This is a genomic window from Acerihabitans sp. TG2 (assembly GCF_035013185.1).
Taxonomy (GTDB): domain Bacteria; phylum Pseudomonadota; class Gammaproteobacteria; order Enterobacterales; family Enterobacteriaceae; genus Acerihabitans.
Genome location: NZ_JAYGJO010000006.1, coordinates 44,427 through 62,113 on the forward strand (window position 1 = coordinate 44,427; position 17,687 = coordinate 62,113).

Annotated in this window: 21 protein-coding genes; 10 read left to right on the plus strand and 11 right to left on the minus strand. The window is 51.4% G+C overall.

Annotation, left to right across the window (positions count from 1 at the left end):
• Positions 1–123: 123 nt before the first annotated feature.
• The 10 genes from SJI19_RS07200 to SJI19_RS07245 all read left to right on the plus strand — a co-directional run bounded on the left by SJI19_RS07200 (position 124) and on the right by SJI19_RS07245 (position 9,160).
• Complete coding sequence (locus tag SJI19_RS07200) at positions 124–1,014, plus strand: hypothetical protein (RefSeq protein WP_323477582.1); 891 nt, start codon at positions 124–126, stop codon at positions 1,012–1,014.
• Positions 1,015–1,685: 671 nt separating this feature from the next.
• Positions 1,686–2,006 (plus strand): glycine dehydrogenase, encoded by a 321-nt coding sequence (locus SJI19_RS07205; RefSeq protein ID WP_416347523.1) that lies wholly within the window; start codon positions 1,686–1,688, stop codon positions 2,004–2,006.
• An 18-nt stretch (positions 2,007–2,024) separates the two neighbouring features.
• The gene (locus SJI19_RS07210; protein WP_323477583.1) at positions 2,025–2,390 is read left to right on the plus strand and encodes a glycine-rich SFCGS family protein; all 366 of its coding nucleotides are present in this window, start codon (positions 2,025–2,027) and stop codon (positions 2,388–2,390) included.
• Positions 2,390–2,686, plus strand: coding sequence for a DUF4312 family protein (locus tag SJI19_RS07215; protein ID WP_323477584.1), 297 nt, complete (start codon positions 2,390–2,392; stop codon positions 2,684–2,686). The genes SJI19_RS07210 and SJI19_RS07215 overlap by 1 nt, the downstream gene beginning before the upstream one ends.
• Positions 2,687–2,715: 29 nt before the next feature.
• Complete coding sequence (locus SJI19_RS07220; RefSeq protein WP_323477585.1) at positions 2,716–3,492, plus strand: DUF4311 domain-containing protein; 777 nt, start codon at positions 2,716–2,718, stop codon at positions 3,490–3,492.
• Positions 3,493–3,511: 19 nt separating this feature from the next.
• Positions 3,512–4,159, plus strand: a complete 648-nt coding sequence (locus SJI19_RS07225; RefSeq protein ID WP_323477586.1) for a DUF4310 family protein — start codon at positions 3,512–3,514, stop codon at positions 4,157–4,159.
• 96 nt (positions 4,160–4,255) lie between these two features.
• Positions 4,256–5,401, plus strand: coding sequence for an amidohydrolase/deacetylase family metallohydrolase (locus SJI19_RS07230; RefSeq protein WP_323477587.1), 1,146 nt, complete (start codon positions 4,256–4,258; stop codon positions 5,399–5,401).
• A complete protein-coding gene (locus SJI19_RS07235; protein ID WP_323477588.1) occupies positions 5,385–6,503 on the plus strand; it encodes a DgaE family pyridoxal phosphate-dependent ammonia lyase in 1,119 nt (372 codons plus the stop codon). Before SJI19_RS07230 ends, SJI19_RS07235 begins: the two co-directional genes overlap by 17 nt.
• The gene (dagF, locus tag SJI19_RS07240; RefSeq protein WP_323477589.1) at positions 6,500–7,240 is read left to right on the plus strand and encodes a 2-dehydro-3-deoxy-phosphogluconate aldolase; all 741 of its coding nucleotides are present in this window, start codon (positions 6,500–6,502) and stop codon (positions 7,238–7,240) included. Before SJI19_RS07235 ends, dagF begins: the two co-directional genes overlap by 4 nt.
• 3 nt (positions 7,241–7,243) lie before the next feature.
• The gene (locus tag SJI19_RS07245) at positions 7,244–9,160 is read left to right on the plus strand and encodes a BglG family transcription antiterminator (protein WP_323477590.1); all 1,917 of its coding nucleotides are present in this window, start codon (positions 7,244–7,246) and stop codon (positions 9,158–9,160) included.
• Here SJI19_RS07245 and npr read toward each other — a convergent pair whose 3' ends face one another.
• From npr to SJI19_RS07300, 11 genes are all read right to left on the minus strand, one after another.
• Positions 9,161–9,433, minus strand: a complete 273-nt coding sequence (gene npr, locus SJI19_RS07250) for a PTS phosphocarrier protein NPr (protein WP_323477591.1) — start codon at positions 9,431–9,433, stop codon at positions 9,161–9,163.
• Complete coding sequence (gene rapZ / locus SJI19_RS07255; protein WP_323477592.1) at positions 9,430–10,284, minus strand: RNase adapter RapZ; 855 nt, start codon at positions 10,282–10,284, stop codon at positions 9,430–9,432. Before rapZ ends, npr begins: the two co-directional genes overlap by 4 nt.
• 149 nt (positions 10,285–10,433) lie before the next feature.
• Positions 10,434–10,934, minus strand: a complete 501-nt coding sequence (ptsN, locus tag SJI19_RS07260; RefSeq protein WP_323477593.1) for a PTS IIA-like nitrogen regulatory protein PtsN — start codon at positions 10,932–10,934, stop codon at positions 10,434–10,436.
• A gap of 277 nt (positions 10,935–11,211) precedes the next feature.
• Complete coding sequence (gene hpf / locus SJI19_RS07265) at positions 11,212–11,499, minus strand: ribosome hibernation promoting factor (RefSeq protein WP_323477594.1); 288 nt, start codon at positions 11,497–11,499, stop codon at positions 11,212–11,214.
• Positions 11,500–11,522: 23 nt separating this feature from the next.
• The gene (gene rpoN, locus SJI19_RS07270; protein WP_323477595.1) at positions 11,523–12,956 is read right to left on the minus strand and encodes an RNA polymerase factor sigma-54; all 1,434 of its coding nucleotides are present in this window, start codon (positions 12,954–12,956) and stop codon (positions 11,523–11,525) included.
• 47 nt (positions 12,957–13,003) lie between these two features.
• Positions 13,004–13,729 (minus strand): LPS export ABC transporter ATP-binding protein, encoded by a 726-nt coding sequence (lptB, locus tag SJI19_RS07275; protein WP_323477596.1) that lies wholly within the window; start codon positions 13,727–13,729, stop codon positions 13,004–13,006.
• Positions 13,730–13,743: 14 nt separating this feature from the next.
• Positions 13,744–14,304, minus strand: coding sequence for a lipopolysaccharide ABC transporter substrate-binding protein LptA (gene lptA, locus SJI19_RS07280; RefSeq protein ID WP_323477597.1), 561 nt, complete (start codon positions 14,302–14,304; stop codon positions 13,744–13,746).
• Complete coding sequence (gene lptC / locus SJI19_RS07285) at positions 14,282–14,851, minus strand: LPS export ABC transporter periplasmic protein LptC (RefSeq protein WP_323477598.1); 570 nt, start codon at positions 14,849–14,851, stop codon at positions 14,282–14,284. Before lptC ends, lptA begins: the two co-directional genes overlap by 23 nt.
• Positions 14,848–15,426, minus strand: a complete 579-nt coding sequence (gene kdsC, locus SJI19_RS07290; RefSeq protein WP_323477599.1) for a 3-deoxy-manno-octulosonate-8-phosphatase KdsC — start codon at positions 15,424–15,426, stop codon at positions 14,848–14,850. The genes lptC and kdsC overlap by 4 nt, the downstream gene beginning before the upstream one ends.
• A gap of 13 nt (positions 15,427–15,439) precedes the next feature.
• Entirely contained in the window at positions 15,440–16,426 is a 987-nt protein-coding gene (gene kdsD / locus SJI19_RS07295) for an arabinose-5-phosphate isomerase KdsD (protein ID WP_323477600.1), read from the minus strand.
• A gap of 35 nt (positions 16,427–16,461) precedes the next feature.
• Positions 16,462–17,418: a calcium/sodium antiporter gene (locus SJI19_RS07300; RefSeq protein WP_323477601.1), complete on the minus strand. Its 957-nt coding sequence runs from the start codon at positions 17,416–17,418 to the stop codon at positions 16,462–16,464.
• Between the last annotated feature and the right edge of the window lie 269 nt (positions 17,419–17,687).

Below are 17,687 nucleotides of genomic sequence, written 5' to 3' on the forward strand. Positions count from 1 at the left end.
ATATATAAATAACCCCGCAGGCTGTCTATAAAAATAGCATTGCATTTGCCAATAAACTTAATGATAATCATAACATATCTTTTGTTGTTAACTTTACCTGCGGAATCGGGGTTTATCCCATTTATGAATAACTATTTTCCTTCTTTATTATCCAGGTCAAAAAATATTAATTTGTGCGACTCTTTGTCAGAAAATAATCACACTTCCCCGCTTACAAAAAACATCACCATGGTCTATGGGTTTTCAGAGGAAATACGGAGATACAGGTCTTCCGCTAATGTTAAAAAACTGACATTAACCTTGCATGGCATTTGGGAAGTCATCGCAATTAACCTTTATAACCATCCGGTTGAGTCTATATCAAAGGGTGAACTACGCATCAACGAAACGGAGTTAAAACAACTGCATTACAGATCATTCATTAATGAAGACATACTGCGAGATATTGCCACGAGATTCATCTGTTTTATAAAAGAACATCAATGCAAACTGTTGTTATGTGAGTCAATGAAAGCACGGGTGTTAAAATCAAAGACCTATGTAAACGATTTTTTTTTAAAGAACAACCAATACTCAATGATTGATTATACGTTATGTAGAATAATGGCCAAAAGTGTATCACAAGAGACAAAGTTTGAAGAAATGATGAAGGATGTCTATTCTTGCTTTTTAGAAAACGACGAGGTGGGGCATAGACGGTTGGCTGAAATTAAAGCTAAACCTATGTCTGGTATGGTTTATTATGTTATAGAACATGCTATTTACACTGCACGGGTAAGAAAATTGAGTAAGTTAAGTCTCGATTTTTTTGCTAAAATAAAAAATGAATTTGGTGGAATTGAATTCCTTTATGATCCAGATTTAAAAAATAATATCACCGCTATATCAAATAAGAAGAATTGGCAGGGAAAAAACGACTTTACCGGCATGGGTAGCGTGTTTGAACCCATCACTTTTTCAGAATTAAGGCATATAAAAAAGCAGCAACTACAGGTAACCTACGTCAAGCCCTAAACGGTAGATCGCCGTTATCTCGACCCATTGGTCCGAAGACATAACACGCCTAACGCCTGAACCCGCAGCATCAATCCTCAACGCCGGCGTTGAACCGCGTGATTACCACGATTTTTTATTGTCATAATATAGGTTTTTCCAACGTGCGCTAACCGGTTTGTCCAATCCTGTCAGCGCATCGGTTGCAGCGGTTATGGCCGCTCGTTGCCTCTATCACTGGCACTATCCAATGGCCGGTTTTCGCCGGATGCCTGCATGCCACGCGGGTGGCGTGGTGAACCACCAATAGGCGGGTTAGTGCAGATCATCACCTTAAACCCGCACTGGGGCATTTTTTGGGTTGAATGTGATAGCAAATAATATAAGTTATACTTATATCTATTTTTTAAAATAATATCCTTTCCAATAACATATCAATAACGCTATTCACTGTGTGTATCGTTATACGCAGTGTATTTGCCTACCTTATGGCTATTATGAGACGCAGAACACTTATCCTCGAATTATTTCCGTTTCAAAGTGGAAATAGAGCGGCTAGAAACTCATGAATACAAAAGTTAGGGTGAATCATCCTGAAAACCGGTTGCAGCATTCATTTTTGACCATGCTAAAACAGTTTTTAATTTTGGACGACGTAGGAGTCTATCGTGGGCGATAAAGCTGTAACCCCAATCGAAGAGAATCGCCACGCATTATTATCAGCAACCCTGTTCGAAAAAGTGTTGTCGGCGATCATGGTGATGCTTAAAACCCGAGGTATTGAGGTCAATCAGGTACAGGAGCAGATGCTGAATTCACATGTCAGGGCCATGGTGATGCGTTCTCTTACCGGGGAGCCATTGCCGGAAGTGGATAGTAGTTTATTTGATGAGATTTCGGCGGATTCGATGGAAATGGCAAAAGAAGTGGTGAATTTACTGGATAATTTACCGATTGAGGAAGCCTATTTATTATCGGTTCATTTCGAAGTTGCCAAAGATAACAACCGTTAAACACAGTGGAGATACACCATGGCACAAGTCAAAGTCGCGATTGGCGATAGATTGGGTAAAGGGCAAAAAGTGGCACAAGGCGTCGAAACCGCTGGTGGACAAGCGATTGTGGTTCCGGGCATGGCGGCGGATATGAGGCTGGGCGATGTCATGAACAGTGAACAAGTGGATTTTGGCATCTCATTTTGCGGCAGTGGCGGCGCCGGTGCCATCACCGCACAAAATAAATACGGTTATAAAGCCAAATACGGTATGCGGTCTATCGAAGAGGGCGTCACTGCTATTCAGGAAGGATGTAAAGTTCTGGGTTTCGGTTTTATGGATAAAGAAGAACTGGGTCAGAAATTAGTAGAAACCTGGATAAAAAAATATGGCAGCGCCTGATGAAACAGCAATCAGTTTTAACCGTGCAGGTGGCGGGAAACGGTGAAACAAAAAATAGCGCCTTTGCTGCAGCCCTGAGCAAAGTACAATCCGTGGTACTGAAATCAACCGGTTACGTGTTATTACGCATTGAACCGGAGGACGTGAAAATCATTATGGCGGAAGAGCATAGTACCACCGAGAAATTTCTTTTTTTCTTTCTCCCTCGGGAAAAAAAACGTTATAGCGTGGTGTTGGATATTACCGTCAGTATCACCATGATAGATACCGAAAAAGTTCCATTTATCCTGCGCTGATCCGTGGGTAATAATGAAAGGATAATCCGATGTTCCTTATAATCTTAATAAAATCGCTCATTATCGGCGGATTCGTCGGCTTTGGCGTGGGTGCCGGTGCGGCGCGCATGTTCCATGCGCCAACCGTCCAGGGCATGGGTGCGTTTCGTACGTTGGGAGAATTGAATTCCTGCGAAGGCGATCCCGCTTCTCATTTCTCTTTTGGCCTGGGATTTTTCTTTAACGCTTGGGCTTCATCAGTCGCTGCCGGGGCGTTTACGCAAGACGTCGATCATCGCATCATTCCGCACTGGGGCGCAGCGGCGCTGATGATTAAAAATCGGCAGCTTAGCGAGACCATGCACGATCCGAAACGTATGGCCATCGCCTGTAGCATCATTGGGATGCTGGTCGTGGCGTTTTTGAACTCCACCGCGTCTGCCGTGCCGGCCGCGCTGCAGGTTACTGCAGTTAAGGTCCTGGTACCTGCCGCCAATATCCTGGTCAACACCGTGATGCCGGTTATTTTCTGGCTGGCGGCCATTGATGCTGGCAAGCGCTCCGGATTTTGGGCCACGATTTTTGGTGGTCTGGCACAGCTTATCATGGGTAACGCCGTGCCTGGACTGGTGTTGGGTATATTGATTGGTAAGGGTGTCGAAGAGGGTGGCTGGAATAAAATTACCGGCATTATGATGGCGGCGATAATCGCCCTGTTTGTGCTAAGCGGTTTCTTCCGTGGTTTTGATATGAAAGCTTTGCAGTCGTTTAGTCTGGGCGTTCCCGTCTGGCTGGACACTATCCATAACACCCTGAGCGGTAAATAACTTTCCGAGGAGCCAGATAATGGAAGCAACAAAACGCGGCTTTTGGTATGCCGACTGGTCGTTCCCGATTTTTGTCGGCATACTGTCGGCCGGTATTTTTGCCGGTACCCATATGTATTACCTGTATGGCATCGGAGCGTTTAATGAAGTGGCGTTTGTCGCCATGCTACGCACCGGGATCGACACCGGCGTGTATGGTGCGGTGGCGGCGTTCGGTGCCAGTTTTCTGTTTGCGCGCATCATTGAAGGTTCGCTGGTAGGTATTTTGGATATCGGCGGGGCGTTGCAAACCGGCGTCGGTTTGGGTATTCCGGCGCTATTGCTCGGCGCTGGCATCGTGTTTCCTTTGCAAAATTTTGCCGCCTCCCTGGCCACCGGCATGGTGCTAGGTTTGTTGATTGGCGGACTGATTGTTCTGGCGCGCAAATTCACTATTAGTCAAACCAGCTCCACCTACGGCGCAGATGTCATGATGGGCGCCGGTAATACTTCAGGGCGTTTTCTTGGTCCGCTGATTATCTTATCCGCTATTGGCGCGTCTATCCCCATCGGCCTGGGTTCGTTGGCCGGGGCGCTACTGTTTTATCTGTGGAATAAACCTATCACCGGCGGTGCCATTCTCGGCGCGATGTTGCTGGGCGCGTTGTTCCCAGTGGCTATCGGCTAGGATTGCTGCGCCCGCCGACCCGGTGTCGACGGGCAAGATCGTACCTTAGCACTTGGCCACGTCTTGCGGGGCGGCGGCCAGGCAACGTCAGGAGAAATGATGACAACCCTATATGACGTGATCATCAAGCAAGCCAAACGGGTGGACAATACGCTTATCGATATTGCCATCCAGAATGGTCGCATTGCTGCCATCGGCGCTATCTCGGCCCCGGCCCGACATGAGATCAACCTCGGCGGCCGTTGTTATGTCAGCGCCGGTTGGATTGATTCCCACGTTCACTGCTACCCAGCTTCACCTATCTATCATGATGAGCCTGATCGGGTGGGCGTCGCCGGCGGTGTGACGTCGGTGGTGGATGCCGGGAGCACCGGCGCTGACCATATTGATGACTTTTACCGTCTGACCCGCGTGGCAAAAACTCGGGTATTCGCGCTGTTGAATATTGCCCGTACCGGCATTGTTACCCAGGATGAACTGGCTGATATGTCGCGTATCGACATGGCATTGGCGGGTGAAGCCATTGCCCGCCATCCTGATTTTATCATTGGTCTCAAGGCGCGTATCAGCAGCAGTGTCGTGGGTGCCAATGGCGTCAAACCGTTGGTACGAGCCAAAATGATCCAGCGGGCCAATGGTGATTTGCCGCTGATGGTGCATATTGGCAATAATCCACCGGATTTAGGTACTATCGCCGAACTGCTTACCGAGGGCGATATTATTACCCACTGCTATAACGGCAAACCCAATCGTATCCTGACGGCGGCGGGTGAGTTGCGTGCGTCGGTACGACGCGCGTTGAAGCGCGGTGTACACCTGGATGTAGGCCATGGCACCGCCAGCTTTAGTTTTGAGGTGGCGAGGCTTGCTATTGCGCAGGGGGTGTATCCCAATACCATCAGTTCGGATATTTATTGCCGCAATCGCATTGACGGGCCGGTTCACAGCCTGGCGGCGGTAATGTCAAAATTTCTAACCCTGGGTATGACGTCACGCCAGGTCATTGATTGTGTCACCCTCCATGCCGCGACCGCGCTGCGATTAACGCACAAAGGGCGCTTGGAACCCGGCCATGACGCCGATTTAACCCTATTTGATTTTAGCACCGAGCCCTGTGTGTTTACCGATGCCGAAGGCGTCTCGGTCGGCGGGCAACGGCGATTCGTGCCTCTGGCTGCGGTGGTAGGTGGCGAATGTCTGTTAACGGACGAAGGAAAATTATCCCATGTCTTCAATTTATGAAAAATACCAGCTCAAACACGTGATCAACGCCTCGGGCCGAATGACTATTCTGGGCGTATCCACGCCCCGTAGCGATGTGGTGGAGGCGGTTAACCTTGGCCTTAATCATTTTTTTGAAATAAAGGATTTGGTGGATAAAACCGGCGACTATCTGGCCGGTTTGTTAGGCGTTGAGAGCGCAGTGGTGGTATCTTGCGCCTCAGCGGGTATTGCCCAGTCGGTGGCAGCGGTGATTGTGAAGGATGACGCGGATCTGTTGGTGAATCTGCATAATGCGCCGCTTGATGTACCCCATGAAATTGTGCTGCCAAAAGGACATAACGTTAATTTTGGTGCGCCGGTAGGCACCATGGTGGCGTTGGGCGGCGGCAAGGTGGTTGAAGCTGGATACGCCAATGAGTGTTCCCCCGAGCAGTTGGCGGCGGTAATTACCCCGCGAACGGCCGCCGTAATGTATATCAAATCACACCATTGCGTACAAAAAAGCATGTTAAGCGTCGAGCAGGCCGCCGCCGTGGCGCATCAACATCAGTTGCCGCTGATTGTCGATGCTGCTGCCGAAGAAGATTTGGCGATATATTATCGTCAAGGCGCCGACCTGGTGATTTACAGCGGTGCCAAAGCTCTGGAAGGGCCTACCAGCGGATTGGTTATTGGCAAACGCCAACCGGTTGCCTGGGTAAAACACCAGGGAAAGGGGATCGGCCGGGCAATGAAAATTGGTAAGGAAGGTATTCTTGGCCTTACCCAAGCGATCGAAAGTTATCTGGTGCGAGAGAAAGAGACCGGGCGCGCACTGGTGGAAAAAATGACGCCGTTTATTGAGCAACTTAACGGATTGACCGGAATCACTGCCCGTGACGTTTGGGATAGCGCCGGAAGGGATATTGCCCGTGCGGAAATTCATTTTGATGAGCCACGGTTCGGCATGACCACACTCGACATTGTCAGCGCGTTGAAACAGGGTGATCCGGCCATTTACTTTCGTGGCTATAAAGCCAACGACGCTATTATCGAAGTGGATGTGCGCAGCGTAAGTGCTGCACAGCTCGATACCATCTTTTTACGCATCAAAGCATTAGCTACAGGACCCCGTTCATGAAATTAACTCCCGATTATTATCACGACCGCGTCTGCCTGAATGTCCTGGCCGGGTCGAAGGAGAATGCCGTGGCTGTGCACCAGGCGGCCGAAGGTCATGTGCTGGTGGGCGTGTTGTCAAAGAATTACCCGGATGTTGCCAGTGCCATTGAGGATATGCTCGCGTATGCTAAGCTCATCGGCAACGCCTTGTCGGTCGGTTTGGGCGCTGGCGACCCCGGCCAGTCGGTTATGGTTAGCCATATCGTCGGTGCGGTGCAACCGCAGCATGTCAATCAGGTATTTACCGGTGTCGGCGCCAGTCGGGCGTTGCTGGGCCAGCACAACACCCTGGTCAATGGACTGGTTTCCCCCACCGGCCGGGTTGGCATGGTGAAAATTTCCACCGGCCCGCTGAGCGCCAAGTCCCCTGACGGCATTGTCCCCATTGAGACCGCCATCGCCTTGTTAAAGGATATGGGCGGCAGTTCGATTAAATTTTTCCCCATGGGCGGGCTGGATCATGTAGACGAATATCGGGCTATCGCTCAGGCCTGCGCGCGCGATGATTTTTATTTGGAACCTACCGGGGGTATCGATCTGGAGAACTTTCCAACGATCTTACAGATCGCTTTGGATGCCGGGGTCAAAAAAATCATTCCACATATTTACAGTTCGATCATTGATAAAACCACTGGCAACACCCGCCCGCAGGATGTGGCGCGGCTGCTGGCAATGGTTAAACATCAGGTGCAATAACTCATGGTAAGATTCCCTAATCAGCGATTAGCCAGCCTGTTTGACGCTCTACTGGTGGAATCGCTGCCGCAGGAAGAACTGGCCAGACGGTTTAACGTATCGACCCGCACAGTAAGGGCCGATATCCATGCGCTGAACGCCATTCTGACCGATTATGGCTCGCAGTTGGTGCTCAATCGGGGCAGCGGCTACCAGCTCAATATCGACGATGAACCGCGCTTTGCGACGCTGCGCCAGCAGGTGCCGCGCCGTAATCGCTCGCCACGTTCCAGCGCCGAACGTATTACGGCGCTGATGGTTCGTTTTCTGAATTCGGCCTATGCTTGCAAAATGGAGGATCTGGCCGATGAGTGGTACATCAGCCGCGGTACCTTGCAAAGCGACATGGCGGAGGTCCGCGATCGTTTAACCCGTTACGATCTGAGCATTGAAACCAAGCCGCGACACGGCATGAAGCTGTTTGGCAAAGAAGCCGCGATCCGCGTCTGCCTGACCGATATCATGTATGCGTCGTTGCTCGATGAGCGCGACAGCTATCTGTTGGCGAGCGGGGGGCTGCCGTTTGACATCCTGGCCCAGTTGACGCCGTCTTGGCATCAAAGTCTGGGCGTCGGTGGCATAAAATTAACCGACGAGGGGGAACAATACCTGGCGCTTTACTGCTCGGTGGCGATCAAACGGATTCAGGCGGGCTACCCGCTACCGGAGTTCCCGGTAGAAGAGGTGGACGAACAGAGTAAAGTCACCTCGGCGCAATTGGCGCGGTTGATTGAACCGTTAACCGGTAAAGGTTTCTCGGCGGCGGAGCGTAATTACCTGTGTATTCATATTGCTGCCCGCCGGGTGCAGGACATCAATCCTTCGGCCATTAACGCTGACGATGACGAAACGCTGGTGGATTACCTGCTGAGCTACATCAATACCCATTATAACTATGACCTGCAAAACGACAGCCAACTGCGCGCCGATCTGCTGACCCATATCAAGACCATGATCACCCGGGTGCGCTATCAAATCACCATCCCCAATCCGTTGCTGGCCAATATTAAACAGCATTATCCCATGGCCTATGATGTGACGCTGGCGGCGGTGAACAGCTGGGGTAAATATACCCCATATGTGATTAGCGAAAATGAAATCGGTTATTTGGTGTTGCATATCGGCGTCGGTCTGGAGCGTCATTACAATATTGGTTATCAACGCCACCCCCAGGTGTTGCTGGTGTGTGACAGTGGGAACTCTACGGTACGCATGATCCAGGCGATGCTAACGCGCAAATATCCACAAATTGCCATTACCCAGGTTATCTCGTTGCGGGAATATGAAACATTGCCAGCCCTGGAGGAAGATTTTGTTATTTCAACCGTCAGGCTAGCGGAAAAGAATAAGCCGGTGATGGTACTGGCACCCTTCCCCAGTGACTACCAGCTGGAACAACTGGGCAAGCTGGTTCTGGTGGACCGTACCCGTCCCTATATGCTGGAAAAATTTTTTGCCGATAAACACTTTATGATTGTTCATCAGCCAATGACCCAGCAAGCATTGTTTAAACAGGTTTGCGCCCAGCTAAAGCGCGAAGGTGTGGTGGAGAAAAATTTTTATCCCTCGGTGGTGGAGCGGGAAGCCATCGTTAGCACTATGCTGGGTGAAGGGATCGCGTTGCCGCATTCGCTAGGACTGCTGGCGCGACAGACGGTAATTTATACCATTCTGGCGCCTCAAGGTGTTGCTTGGGGAGATAATGAAACGGCTTATGTGATTTTTCTGCTGGCGATCAATAAGACCGATTACGAAGAGGCTATGGCGATCTATGAGCTGTTTGTGACCTTTGTGCGTGAACGCTCTATGCCACGCCTGCGCGACAGTGGCAGCTTTGCCGACTTTAAAGCGGTAGCCATCGACAGCCTGAGCCGGGCGTAATCAATCCTCGTCAAAGCCGGCGTTGAATAGCTCGATGACTGCCGCCAGCGCTTGATTCTCGTCCGGACCCGTGGCTTCCACCTCGATAAATCTGCCTTTGGACGAGTCGAGCATTAACAGGGCGATGACGCTGCTGGCTTCCGCTTCGGTGCCGCTGTCATTGCGCAACAGTACCTCGGCGTCAAAACTCTGCACTAAATCGAATAACTTCATTGCCGGGCGGGCGTGCATTCCGAGGCGATTCTTGATTTCCACCGATTGTTTGACCGTCATGATTTGCGCTTTTCCAAGGTGCGGTGTCTAGACTGTACGTTCTTGCCGCGCGAGCGGAAATAATCGGCCAACTGTTCGGCCACGTACACCGAGCGGTGCTTGCCACCGGTGCAGCCAATCGCCACGGTCAGGTAGCTACGGTTGTTGGTTTCCAACATCGGCAGCCATAATTCCAGGTAGCTGCGGGTTTGGTAGATAAAATTATGCACTTCGGTATGGCGATCGAGAAACGCCATGACCGGTTTGTCCAGTCCGGTCATCGGCCGCAGCTTGGGGTCCCAATGCGGGTTGGGTAAAAAGCGTACGTCAAACACGTAATCCGCATCAATCGGCAGTCCATGCTTATAGCCAAAGGATTCAAACACCATGGTCAGTTCGCGTTCGCGTTTGCCCAACAGTCGGGTGCGCAGCATCTCAGCCAGCTCATGCACTGACATTTCCGACGTATCGATAATCAAATCGGCCCGGGAACGCAGTGGCTCCAACAGTTCGCTTTCCTCATCGATGGCACTTTCCAACGACAGGTTTTTACTCGATAACGGGTGCAGACGACGCGTGTCGCTGTAGCGCCGAATGAGAGTATTGCGTTCGGCATCCAGAAACAGCAACTGGGGTGAAAAACATTCCGGCAGGCTGCTCATGGCATGTTCAAACACTTCCGGTGACTCGGGCATATTGCGCACGTCAATGCTGACCGCAGCGGAAATATTGCGATCCGCTAGGGTATTGGCCAATTGCGGCAGCAATACCACCGGCAAATTATCGACGCAATAAAACCCCATATCTTCCAGCGCGCGCAACGCAACCGATTTCCCTGAACCGGACCGACCGCTGACAATCATCAGTACCATGACGACTCCCCTGGCATGTTTATTGACCTATTGGCGTCCACATCTTTTCACACGCCAATCCTTCCCCGGTATGGCACAGGCATCGATCACGCCCAGCTCGTTATACCCGCTATTGTTATAGTTACAGGCGCCAGCCCGCAACGCGGATGCTACAGGGTACCAGGACCGTCTTGCATCTCCGTATCCGTTTCCGTCATAATTGCATAAAGCTCTTCATCGCTCTGCGCCGCGCGCAGGCGGCGACAAACCGTCTTATCGGCCAGACGTTTGGCCACCAGCGACAGGGTATGTAAATGGGTTTTGCACTGCTCTGCCGGCACCAATAAAGCAAACAGCAAATCCACCGGCTGATTGTCTATAGCATCAAAAGGGATAGGTTGCTCCAGGCGAATAAACACGCCCACGGCGCGCAAGGTATCCTCTTCCAGCTTGCCATGTGGAATCGCGATCCCATTGCCGATACCGGTACTTCCCATGCGTTCACGGGTCAATACGGCGTCAAATATCATCTGCGGCGCCAAATTGAGTTGTTTGGCAGCCAATTCACTGATGATTTCCAGTGCGCGTTTTTTGCTCTGGCAGTGAATGGAACCGCGGGTGCATTCTATACTAAGCACCGTATTGATTTGCATTGCTGTATCGTTAGTCATTTCATTTCACTTAGGCGCTGTGTCACCGGCATTCCCTTCATCTTTTAAGTGGCAGGTGTGTTGGCTACGCTCGTTCACCCGAATCACTTACCAGTGTAAGCTTATCGGGGCTTATGAGCCTCATCCTGAGGCTCAGCCCTCGGGCCAGCGCAGGCGCTGTTCAAATCTGTTCCAGACAGATTTGTCATTCGCTTGCCGCCTGCCTGCCGCTTGAAATCTATCGGGTATATATAATGAGCCGATGTGAGGTTTCGTAGCGATGATGGCTACAATCAATTCAGTATTGCTTTAGCTTATCTTTATGTTTGTTCAACTGACGTGCCAGCTTGTCGATCAACAAATCGATGGCGGCATACATATCCTGCGCCTCCGACGTTGCGTGTAGTTCACCACCGTTGACATGCACCGTCGCTTCGGCAATTTGCTGGACTTTTTCAATCTTCAGAACAATATAAACTTGATTGATCCGGTCAAAGTACTGTTCCAGTTTGGCAAATTTCGAGGTCACAAAATCACGCAAAGCATCAGTAATTTCAACACGCTGTCCGGTAATATTCAGCTGCATAGTGTCTTCCTTCTCTGTATAGGTCAAACCAATTGTTTACGCTGGTTTGACGGCGGGATGGACAAAGACTCTCGGTATTTTGCTACGGTGCGCCGCGCCACCATGATTCCCTGATCGGATAGCAGGGTTGTTAACTTACTATCGCTAAGCGGCTTTGCCGGGTTTTCTGCGGCAATTAATTTTCTCACCAAGGCCCGAATGGCCGTGGAAGAGGCTTCGCCTCCCCCCTCGGTATTCACGTGACTGGAGAAAAAATACTTAAGTTCAAAAATGCCCCGTGGGCTGTGTAAATACTTTTGTGTGGTGACGCGGGATATTGTCGATTCATGCATTTCCACCGCTTGGGCAATATCCGCCAGCACCATCGGGCGCATAAATTCCTCACCTTGTTCGAAAAAGGCTTGCTGCTGCTGCACAATACACCGGGTCACTTTCAACAGGGTATCATTACGACTTTCCAGGCTTTTGATCAACCAACGCGCTTCTTGTAAATGACTGCGGATAAACTGGCCGTCCGAGTCGTTGCGTATGGTATTGCCCAAGGCGGCGTATTGCTGGTTGATTTTCAGTGTGGGCACGCTGTCGGTATTAAGCTCCACCGTCCAGCGACCGTGCACTTTGCGTACCAACACGTCAGGGATCACATACTGTGATTCCGTGGTGTTGATGGATTGACCTGGCCGCGGATCCAACGACTGAATCAGCGCCATGGCGGATTTCAACGCCTCTTCCTTTAACCGGGTGGAGCGCAGCAGGGTGCGGAAATCATGGCTGGCCAACAGATCAAGGTAGTCACTGACAATCAGTCGGGCTTCATTGATGTAGGGGAAATCCTTCGATAGCTGAGACAGCTGGATTAACAGGCAATCACGTAAATCCCGCGCTGCCACGCCGATCGGATCGAAACGTTGTACTCGTTTGAGCACGGCTTCTACTTCGTCCATGGTCACACTGTCGTCGCCGATACACTCGAGAATATCTTCCAGCGGCACGGTGAGATAACCGGTTTCATCTACCGCGTCAACAATCGAGGTGGCGATGGCAATATCGGTATCGGAAAATGGCGTCAGTTCCACTTGCCACATCAGGTAATCCTGCAGGGTCTGGATGGTCTCACCCTGGTAAACCGGCAGCTCTTCATCGCGATAATCGGTGCCGGTACCGGATGGTGTGCCCGCTGAGTACATCTCGTCCCAAGTGGCATCCAGCGGCAGTTCTTCCGGCATATCCTTTTGTTCCATCGCTTCGCGGGTATCGAGCGACTCGCTATCAGGGGTTTCCTGGGCCTCTATTTCTTCATGGACATCAGTTTGCTCAAGCAAAGGATTGCTTTCCAGTGCAGTTTGTATTTCCTGCTGGAGTTCAAGCGTAGACAATTGCAACAAGCGAATTGCCTGTTGTAATTGTGGAGTCATTGCCAGTTGCTGACTAAACCTGAGTTGCAAACCTTGCTTCATATAATACGTCAATTAACCTTATCGGCCTTTCACATCAGGACACCTTATCAGAGGCGGAACTCTTCGCCCAGATAAACCCGTTTCACCTGCTCGTCCTGCAGTATTTCAGCCGGTGTACCATGGGCGATAAGATGCCCTTGGCTGACAATATAGGCGCGCTCACAGACGTCCAGCGTCTCGCGCACGTTGTGGTCGGTAATCAATACGCCGAGTCCGCTATCGCGCAAATGCTCAATGATTTTTTTAATATCGATCACGGAAATGGGATCTACACCGGCGAAGGGTTCATCGAGCAGGATAAATTTAGGGTTGGCCGCCAGGGCGCGAGCGATTTCCACCCGCCGACGTTCCCCGCCTGATAGCGATTGGCCAAGATTGTCACGCAGGTGGGCAATATGGAACTCTTCCATCAGTGCGTTGGCGCGGTCTTCACGCTGCGCGGCGTTGATGTCGTTTCTGATCTGCAAGATCGCCATCAGATTATCATACACGCTCAGGCGCCGGAAAATCGACGCTTCCTGCGGCAAATAGCCAATGCCTCGCCGGGCGCGGGTATGCAGCGGCAAGAGGCTAATATCTTCGTCATCGATGATAATGCGCCCGGCGTCACGTTGGATGATACCCACCACCATATAAAACGTGGTGGTTTTGCCCGCGCCGTTCGGACCCAGTAGCCCCACAATCTCCCCTGAGTTGACCTTAAGGCTGACGTCTTCCACTACGTGGCGGCCTTTATAGGCTTTGGCCAGGTTTTCTGCGATTAATGTTGCCATAGGCTCGGTTACTCTTATTGATTGCCGGATTTGGGTGACGACGCGGCCTTTGCCGGCTGTTTATTCTGCAACTGGGAAGGCACCAGTACGGTGGTGACCCGTTTACCCTTATCGCTAAAGGCTTCCATTTGCTGTTTTTTCACCAAATAGGTTATCCGGTCGCCTTTAACACTGCTGTCCAGCTGTTCAAGATAAGCGTCTCCGGTCAAAACGACAAAATCGTTGGCCACCTCATAGCGGATTTTCTGCGCGTGGCCTTTGATCGGTTTACCGTTGTCCTGGAGCTGGTAAAAGGTGACCGGATTACCGAAACCTTCCACCACTTCTTTGCCCTGTTCGCCGTTGGGGCGGGTAATAACGACTTTATCCGCCCGAATATCGATGGAACCTTGTTTGACAATCACCGAACCGGTTAAGGTTACGGTATTGGTCAGCATATCCACGGACTGCTGTGCGGAATCGATCTTAATCGGCTGATTGGTATCGCCGGTAAGCGCCAGCGCGTTGGCGCAACCCAGCAGCAGTGCGCCAGCGGTAACAATACGGTAAATATTATTTTTTGTTTTGGATTTCATAAGAGGTTTTAACCTTATCAAGCAGTTCAGCCGTCTTTTTTCGTAAATTTCCGCGCATTTTCATGCCCTTGGAACTAAATCCGATGCCAGATAATGTCACTTCGTCATCAGAGGAGACATCCTGCGTAACAAGATTGACCACCGCATTATCCGTCCTGATATGTTGTAATTGCGAGGTGTCGGTCAGACTATCGACTTCGACATGGCCATACAAATACAGCATTTTGTCATTGGTCAGCTTGGCACGATCGGATCTGACCGTCCAGGTTGCAATCTTGTTCTCATCGTACATTGTCGCCACCGGCCGGGTAAACCAGGTGACTTGCTCTACGGCAAACTGCTGGACGTGCTCGGCAACCAGCTTATAGTTCAATCCACCCACCGGGTTATATACCAGGGTGACGGTATGCTGACTTTGGTAGGTGGGTTCGCCGGTGTCGGTTACCACCTGAGACGTCTCGCTATGCGTACCCGTCAGATTGAGGCCGATTAACACCAATGCCACTAATAGCAGCAGTACGGTAATCCCTATTTTTATTTTGCTCATACCGACTGCCCTTTGGCATCCTCAAGCTTGCCTTGTGCCAATAGCACCAGATCGCATACTTCGCGCACCGCGCCGCGTCCGCCGGCAATCCGTGTTACGTAATCAGCTCTGGGCAGCAGCAGCGGGTGAGCATCGGCTACGGCGACGCTTAATCCGACTCGCGCCATGACCGGCCAATCAATCAGATCGTCGCCGATATACGCAACCTGATCGGCTGTTAAGGACAGTTTACCTAATAGGGACTCAAAGGCCAAAAGCTTATCCGATTGGCCCTGATAAAGGTGGCTAATACCCAGCGTTTTGCAACGATCTTGCACGAGTTTGGCGGATCGGCCGGTAATAATAGCGACCTCGATACCCGTTGTCAGTAAGCAGCGAATCCCATAGCCGTCGCGCACGTTAAACGCTTTTAGCTCTTCGCCGTGGTTACCTTGATAAATCAGGCCGTCAGACAGCACGCCGTCCACATCGCAAATCAGCAGACGGATACTGGCGGCACTGTGCAATACCCGCGAATCGACCGGACCGTAACAGGTCGCTATACTGGGCCCATTATGGCGTGGTATATCTTGCATGACGTTTTCCTTATCAAATAACCCCGGCCCGCAGCATATCATGCATATGCACCACGCCTACCAGCCGGTTCCCGTCCGCCACCAGCACCGAAGTGATGTGGCGTGACTGCATTAAATTCAGTGCATCTACCGCCAGGATAGTCGGCATGACGCGGATGCCGCCGGGGGTCATCAGATCGGCGATTCGCGCCTGGTTGAGGTCAATGCCCATATCAAACACCCGGCGCAAGTCCCCGTCAGTAAAAATACCTTCAATGTTGCGCTGCTCATCGCAGATAACCGTCATACCGAGGCTTTTGCGGGTCATTTCCAATAACGCATCACGCAGTGTGGCATCGCGCCGCGTGAGCGGAATATCATCGCCGTTATGCATGATATCGGATACCCGTAGCAATAGCTTGCGGCCAAGGGCACCGCCGGGATGGGAAAGCGCAAAGTCCTCGGCGGTGAAACCACGGGCTTGTAGCAGCGCCACCGCTAATGCATCACCCATCACCAGCGCGGCGGTGGTGCTGGTGGTCGGTGCCAGGCCCAGTGGACAGGCTTCCACCGGGACATGGACGCAGATATGAATATCCGCCGCTTTGCCCATGGTGCTTTCTGGATTGCCGGTCATGCAAATCAATGGAATATGTTGGCGTTTGAGCACCGGGATCAACGCCAGCACTTCATCGGATTCACCGGAATTGGACAGCGCAATGATCACGTCCTGAGGGGATACCATCCCCAAGTCGCCGTGGCTCGCTTCGCCAGGATGGACAAAAAAGGACGGAGTGCCGGTACTGGCGAACGTTGCCGCCATTTTACGGCCGATATGTCCCGATTTGCCCATCCCCATCACCACGACTTTGCCGCTGCAGTAGAATATTTTTTCACAGGCGCGACGAAAATCATCATTGATATATTGATCTAGTTGCGCCAACCCTGCACGCTCGTCCGCGAGGACTCTCTTACCGGCGGCCGGAAAATCGAAATCCGGCGCTAATGATATATGTGACATAAATTCATCCTGAGGTACCCGGTTTTATGTCCGGGCTAAATAAACAACACCGTCAGATAGGCGGCAAATCCACATAATAACAGAGCGCCCATGGCGGAACCGATTCTGCGGCGCTTTCCCAGACAAAAAAGCATCAATACCACGCTGGCGGCCAGCATTACCCAGTAATCTCGGGTAAACGCCAGCGGATTGAACGGGCCGGGAGAGAGCAGCGCCGGAACGCCCAGCACCATAACACTGTTTACAATATTCGAGCCGATGAGATTGCCAAGGGCAATATCGTTTTCACCTTTAAGCGCGCCGGCGATAACGGTAGCCAGCTCTGGCAGGCTGGTCCCCACCGCCACTACCGTGAGGCCGATAACCAGATCGCTGGCACCCAGGTGGCGCGCTAGCACGCTGGCATTATCGATCACGATATGGGCGGATATGGGCATGATGATAAACGCCAGGGCCAACCACAACACCGCGACGGTATTACTGCTGTCCGAAGGCAGCTCCGCCAACTGCTCGCGGGTCAAACTGTCGCTACCATCACACAGCGCCGGGCGTGAGATACGCACTACGGCGGCCACGTAACCCACCGCAGCCAGTAACAATATCATACCATCCACCCGGCTCAAGGTGTGATCTGCCAGTACCAGGCCGCACAGTACCGTTGCCACTAACATGAGCGGCAGTTCCCGCCGGACAATATCCGAATGGAAGGTGATCGGCTTAACCAGCGCCGCCCCCCCCACTATCAGTAATATATTGGTAATATTGGAACCGATGATATTGCCCACGGTCATATCGATTTGATGATTCAGTGCCGCGGTGACCGAAACCAGCATTTCGGGCACTGAGGTGCCGAACGCCACAATGGTACAACCGATGAGCCATGGCGGTACCCCCAGCGAACGACTGATGATGGCAGCACTGTAAACCAATCTATCCGCGCCATAAACCAGTAGAATAAGGCCGATAATTAATAATGACGTGGAAAAAAGCATGTAAAGTCCTTGATTACTAAGAAATCCTGGGCTATCGGCGCCATCGTGGTTACCGGAATGAGTCAGGCTTGGCGTGGGCAAAGGCGCCAAGATCTAATTTTGACTGTCTGCGGCACAAAAGTAAAATGTCGGTGAGTTTGCGTATCTTAGCCCTCGGCAAGGCAATTGGGGGTAAAAGTTCGATGAATCGGTCCCATTGCTTTACTATCTATCTCCACTAGATGTCGAGATCGGTAAGTGATTCGGGTGAACGAGTGCAGTCAACGCAT

Coding starts and splice junctions, on each gene's coding strand:
- SJI19_RS07200 (WP_323477582.1), top strand. CDS start 124: ATGAATAACTATTTTCCTTCTTTATTATCCAGGTCAAAAAATATTAAT.
- SJI19_RS07210 (WP_323477583.1), top strand. CDS start 2,025: ATGGCACAAGTCAAAGTCGCGATTGGCGATAGATTGGGTAAAGGGCAA.
- SJI19_RS07215 (WP_323477584.1), top strand. CDS start 2,390: ATGAAACAGCAATCAGTTTTAACCGTGCAGGTGGCGGGAAACGGTGAA.
- SJI19_RS07220 (WP_323477585.1), top strand. CDS start 2,716: ATGTTCCTTATAATCTTAATAAAATCGCTCATTATCGGCGGATTCGTC.
- SJI19_RS07225 (WP_323477586.1), top strand. CDS start 3,512: ATGGAAGCAACAAAACGCGGCTTTTGGTATGCCGACTGGTCGTTCCCG.
- SJI19_RS07230 (WP_323477587.1), top strand. CDS start 4,256: ATGATGACAACCCTATATGACGTGATCATCAAGCAAGCCAAACGGGTG.
- SJI19_RS07235 (WP_323477588.1), top strand. CDS start 5,385: ATGTCTTCAATTTATGAAAAATACCAGCTCAAACACGTGATCAACGCC.
- dagF (WP_323477589.1), top strand. CDS start 6,500: ATGAAATTAACTCCCGATTATTATCACGACCGCGTCTGCCTGAATGTC.
- SJI19_RS07245 (WP_323477590.1), top strand. CDS start 7,244: ATGGTAAGATTCCCTAATCAGCGATTAGCCAGCCTGTTTGACGCTCTA.
- npr (WP_323477591.1), bottom strand. CDS start 9,433: ATGACGGTCAAACAATCGGTGGAAATCAAGAATCGCCTCGGAATGCAC.
- rapZ (WP_323477592.1), bottom strand. CDS start 10,284: ATGGTACTGATGATTGTCAGCGGTCGGTCCGGTTCAGGGAAATCGGTT.
- ptsN (WP_323477593.1), bottom strand. CDS start 10,934: ATGACTAACGATACAGCAATGCAAATCAATACGGTGCTTAGTATAGAA.
- hpf (WP_323477594.1), bottom strand. CDS start 11,499: ATGCAGCTGAATATTACCGGACAGCGTGTTGAAATTACTGATGCTTTG.
- rpoN (WP_323477595.1), bottom strand. CDS start 12,956: ATGAAGCAAGGTTTGCAACTCAGGTTTAGTCAGCAACTGGCAATGACT.
- lptB (WP_323477596.1), bottom strand. CDS start 13,729: ATGGCAACATTAATCGCAGAAAACCTGGCCAAAGCCTATAAAGGCCGC.
- lptA (WP_323477597.1), bottom strand. CDS start 14,304: ATGAAATCCAAAACAAAAAATAATATTTACCGTATTGTTACCGCTGGC.
- lptC (WP_323477598.1), bottom strand. CDS start 14,851: ATGAGCAAAATAAAAATAGGGATTACCGTACTGCTGCTATTAGTGGCA.
- kdsC (WP_323477599.1), bottom strand. CDS start 15,426: ATGCAAGATATACCACGCCATAATGGGCCCAGTATAGCGACCTGTTAC.
- kdsD (WP_323477600.1), bottom strand. CDS start 16,426: ATGTCACATATATCATTAGCGCCGGATTTCGATTTTCCGGCCGCCGGT.
- SJI19_RS07300 (WP_323477601.1), bottom strand. CDS start 17,418: ATGCTTTTTTCCACGTCATTATTAATTATCGGCCTTATTCTACTGGTT.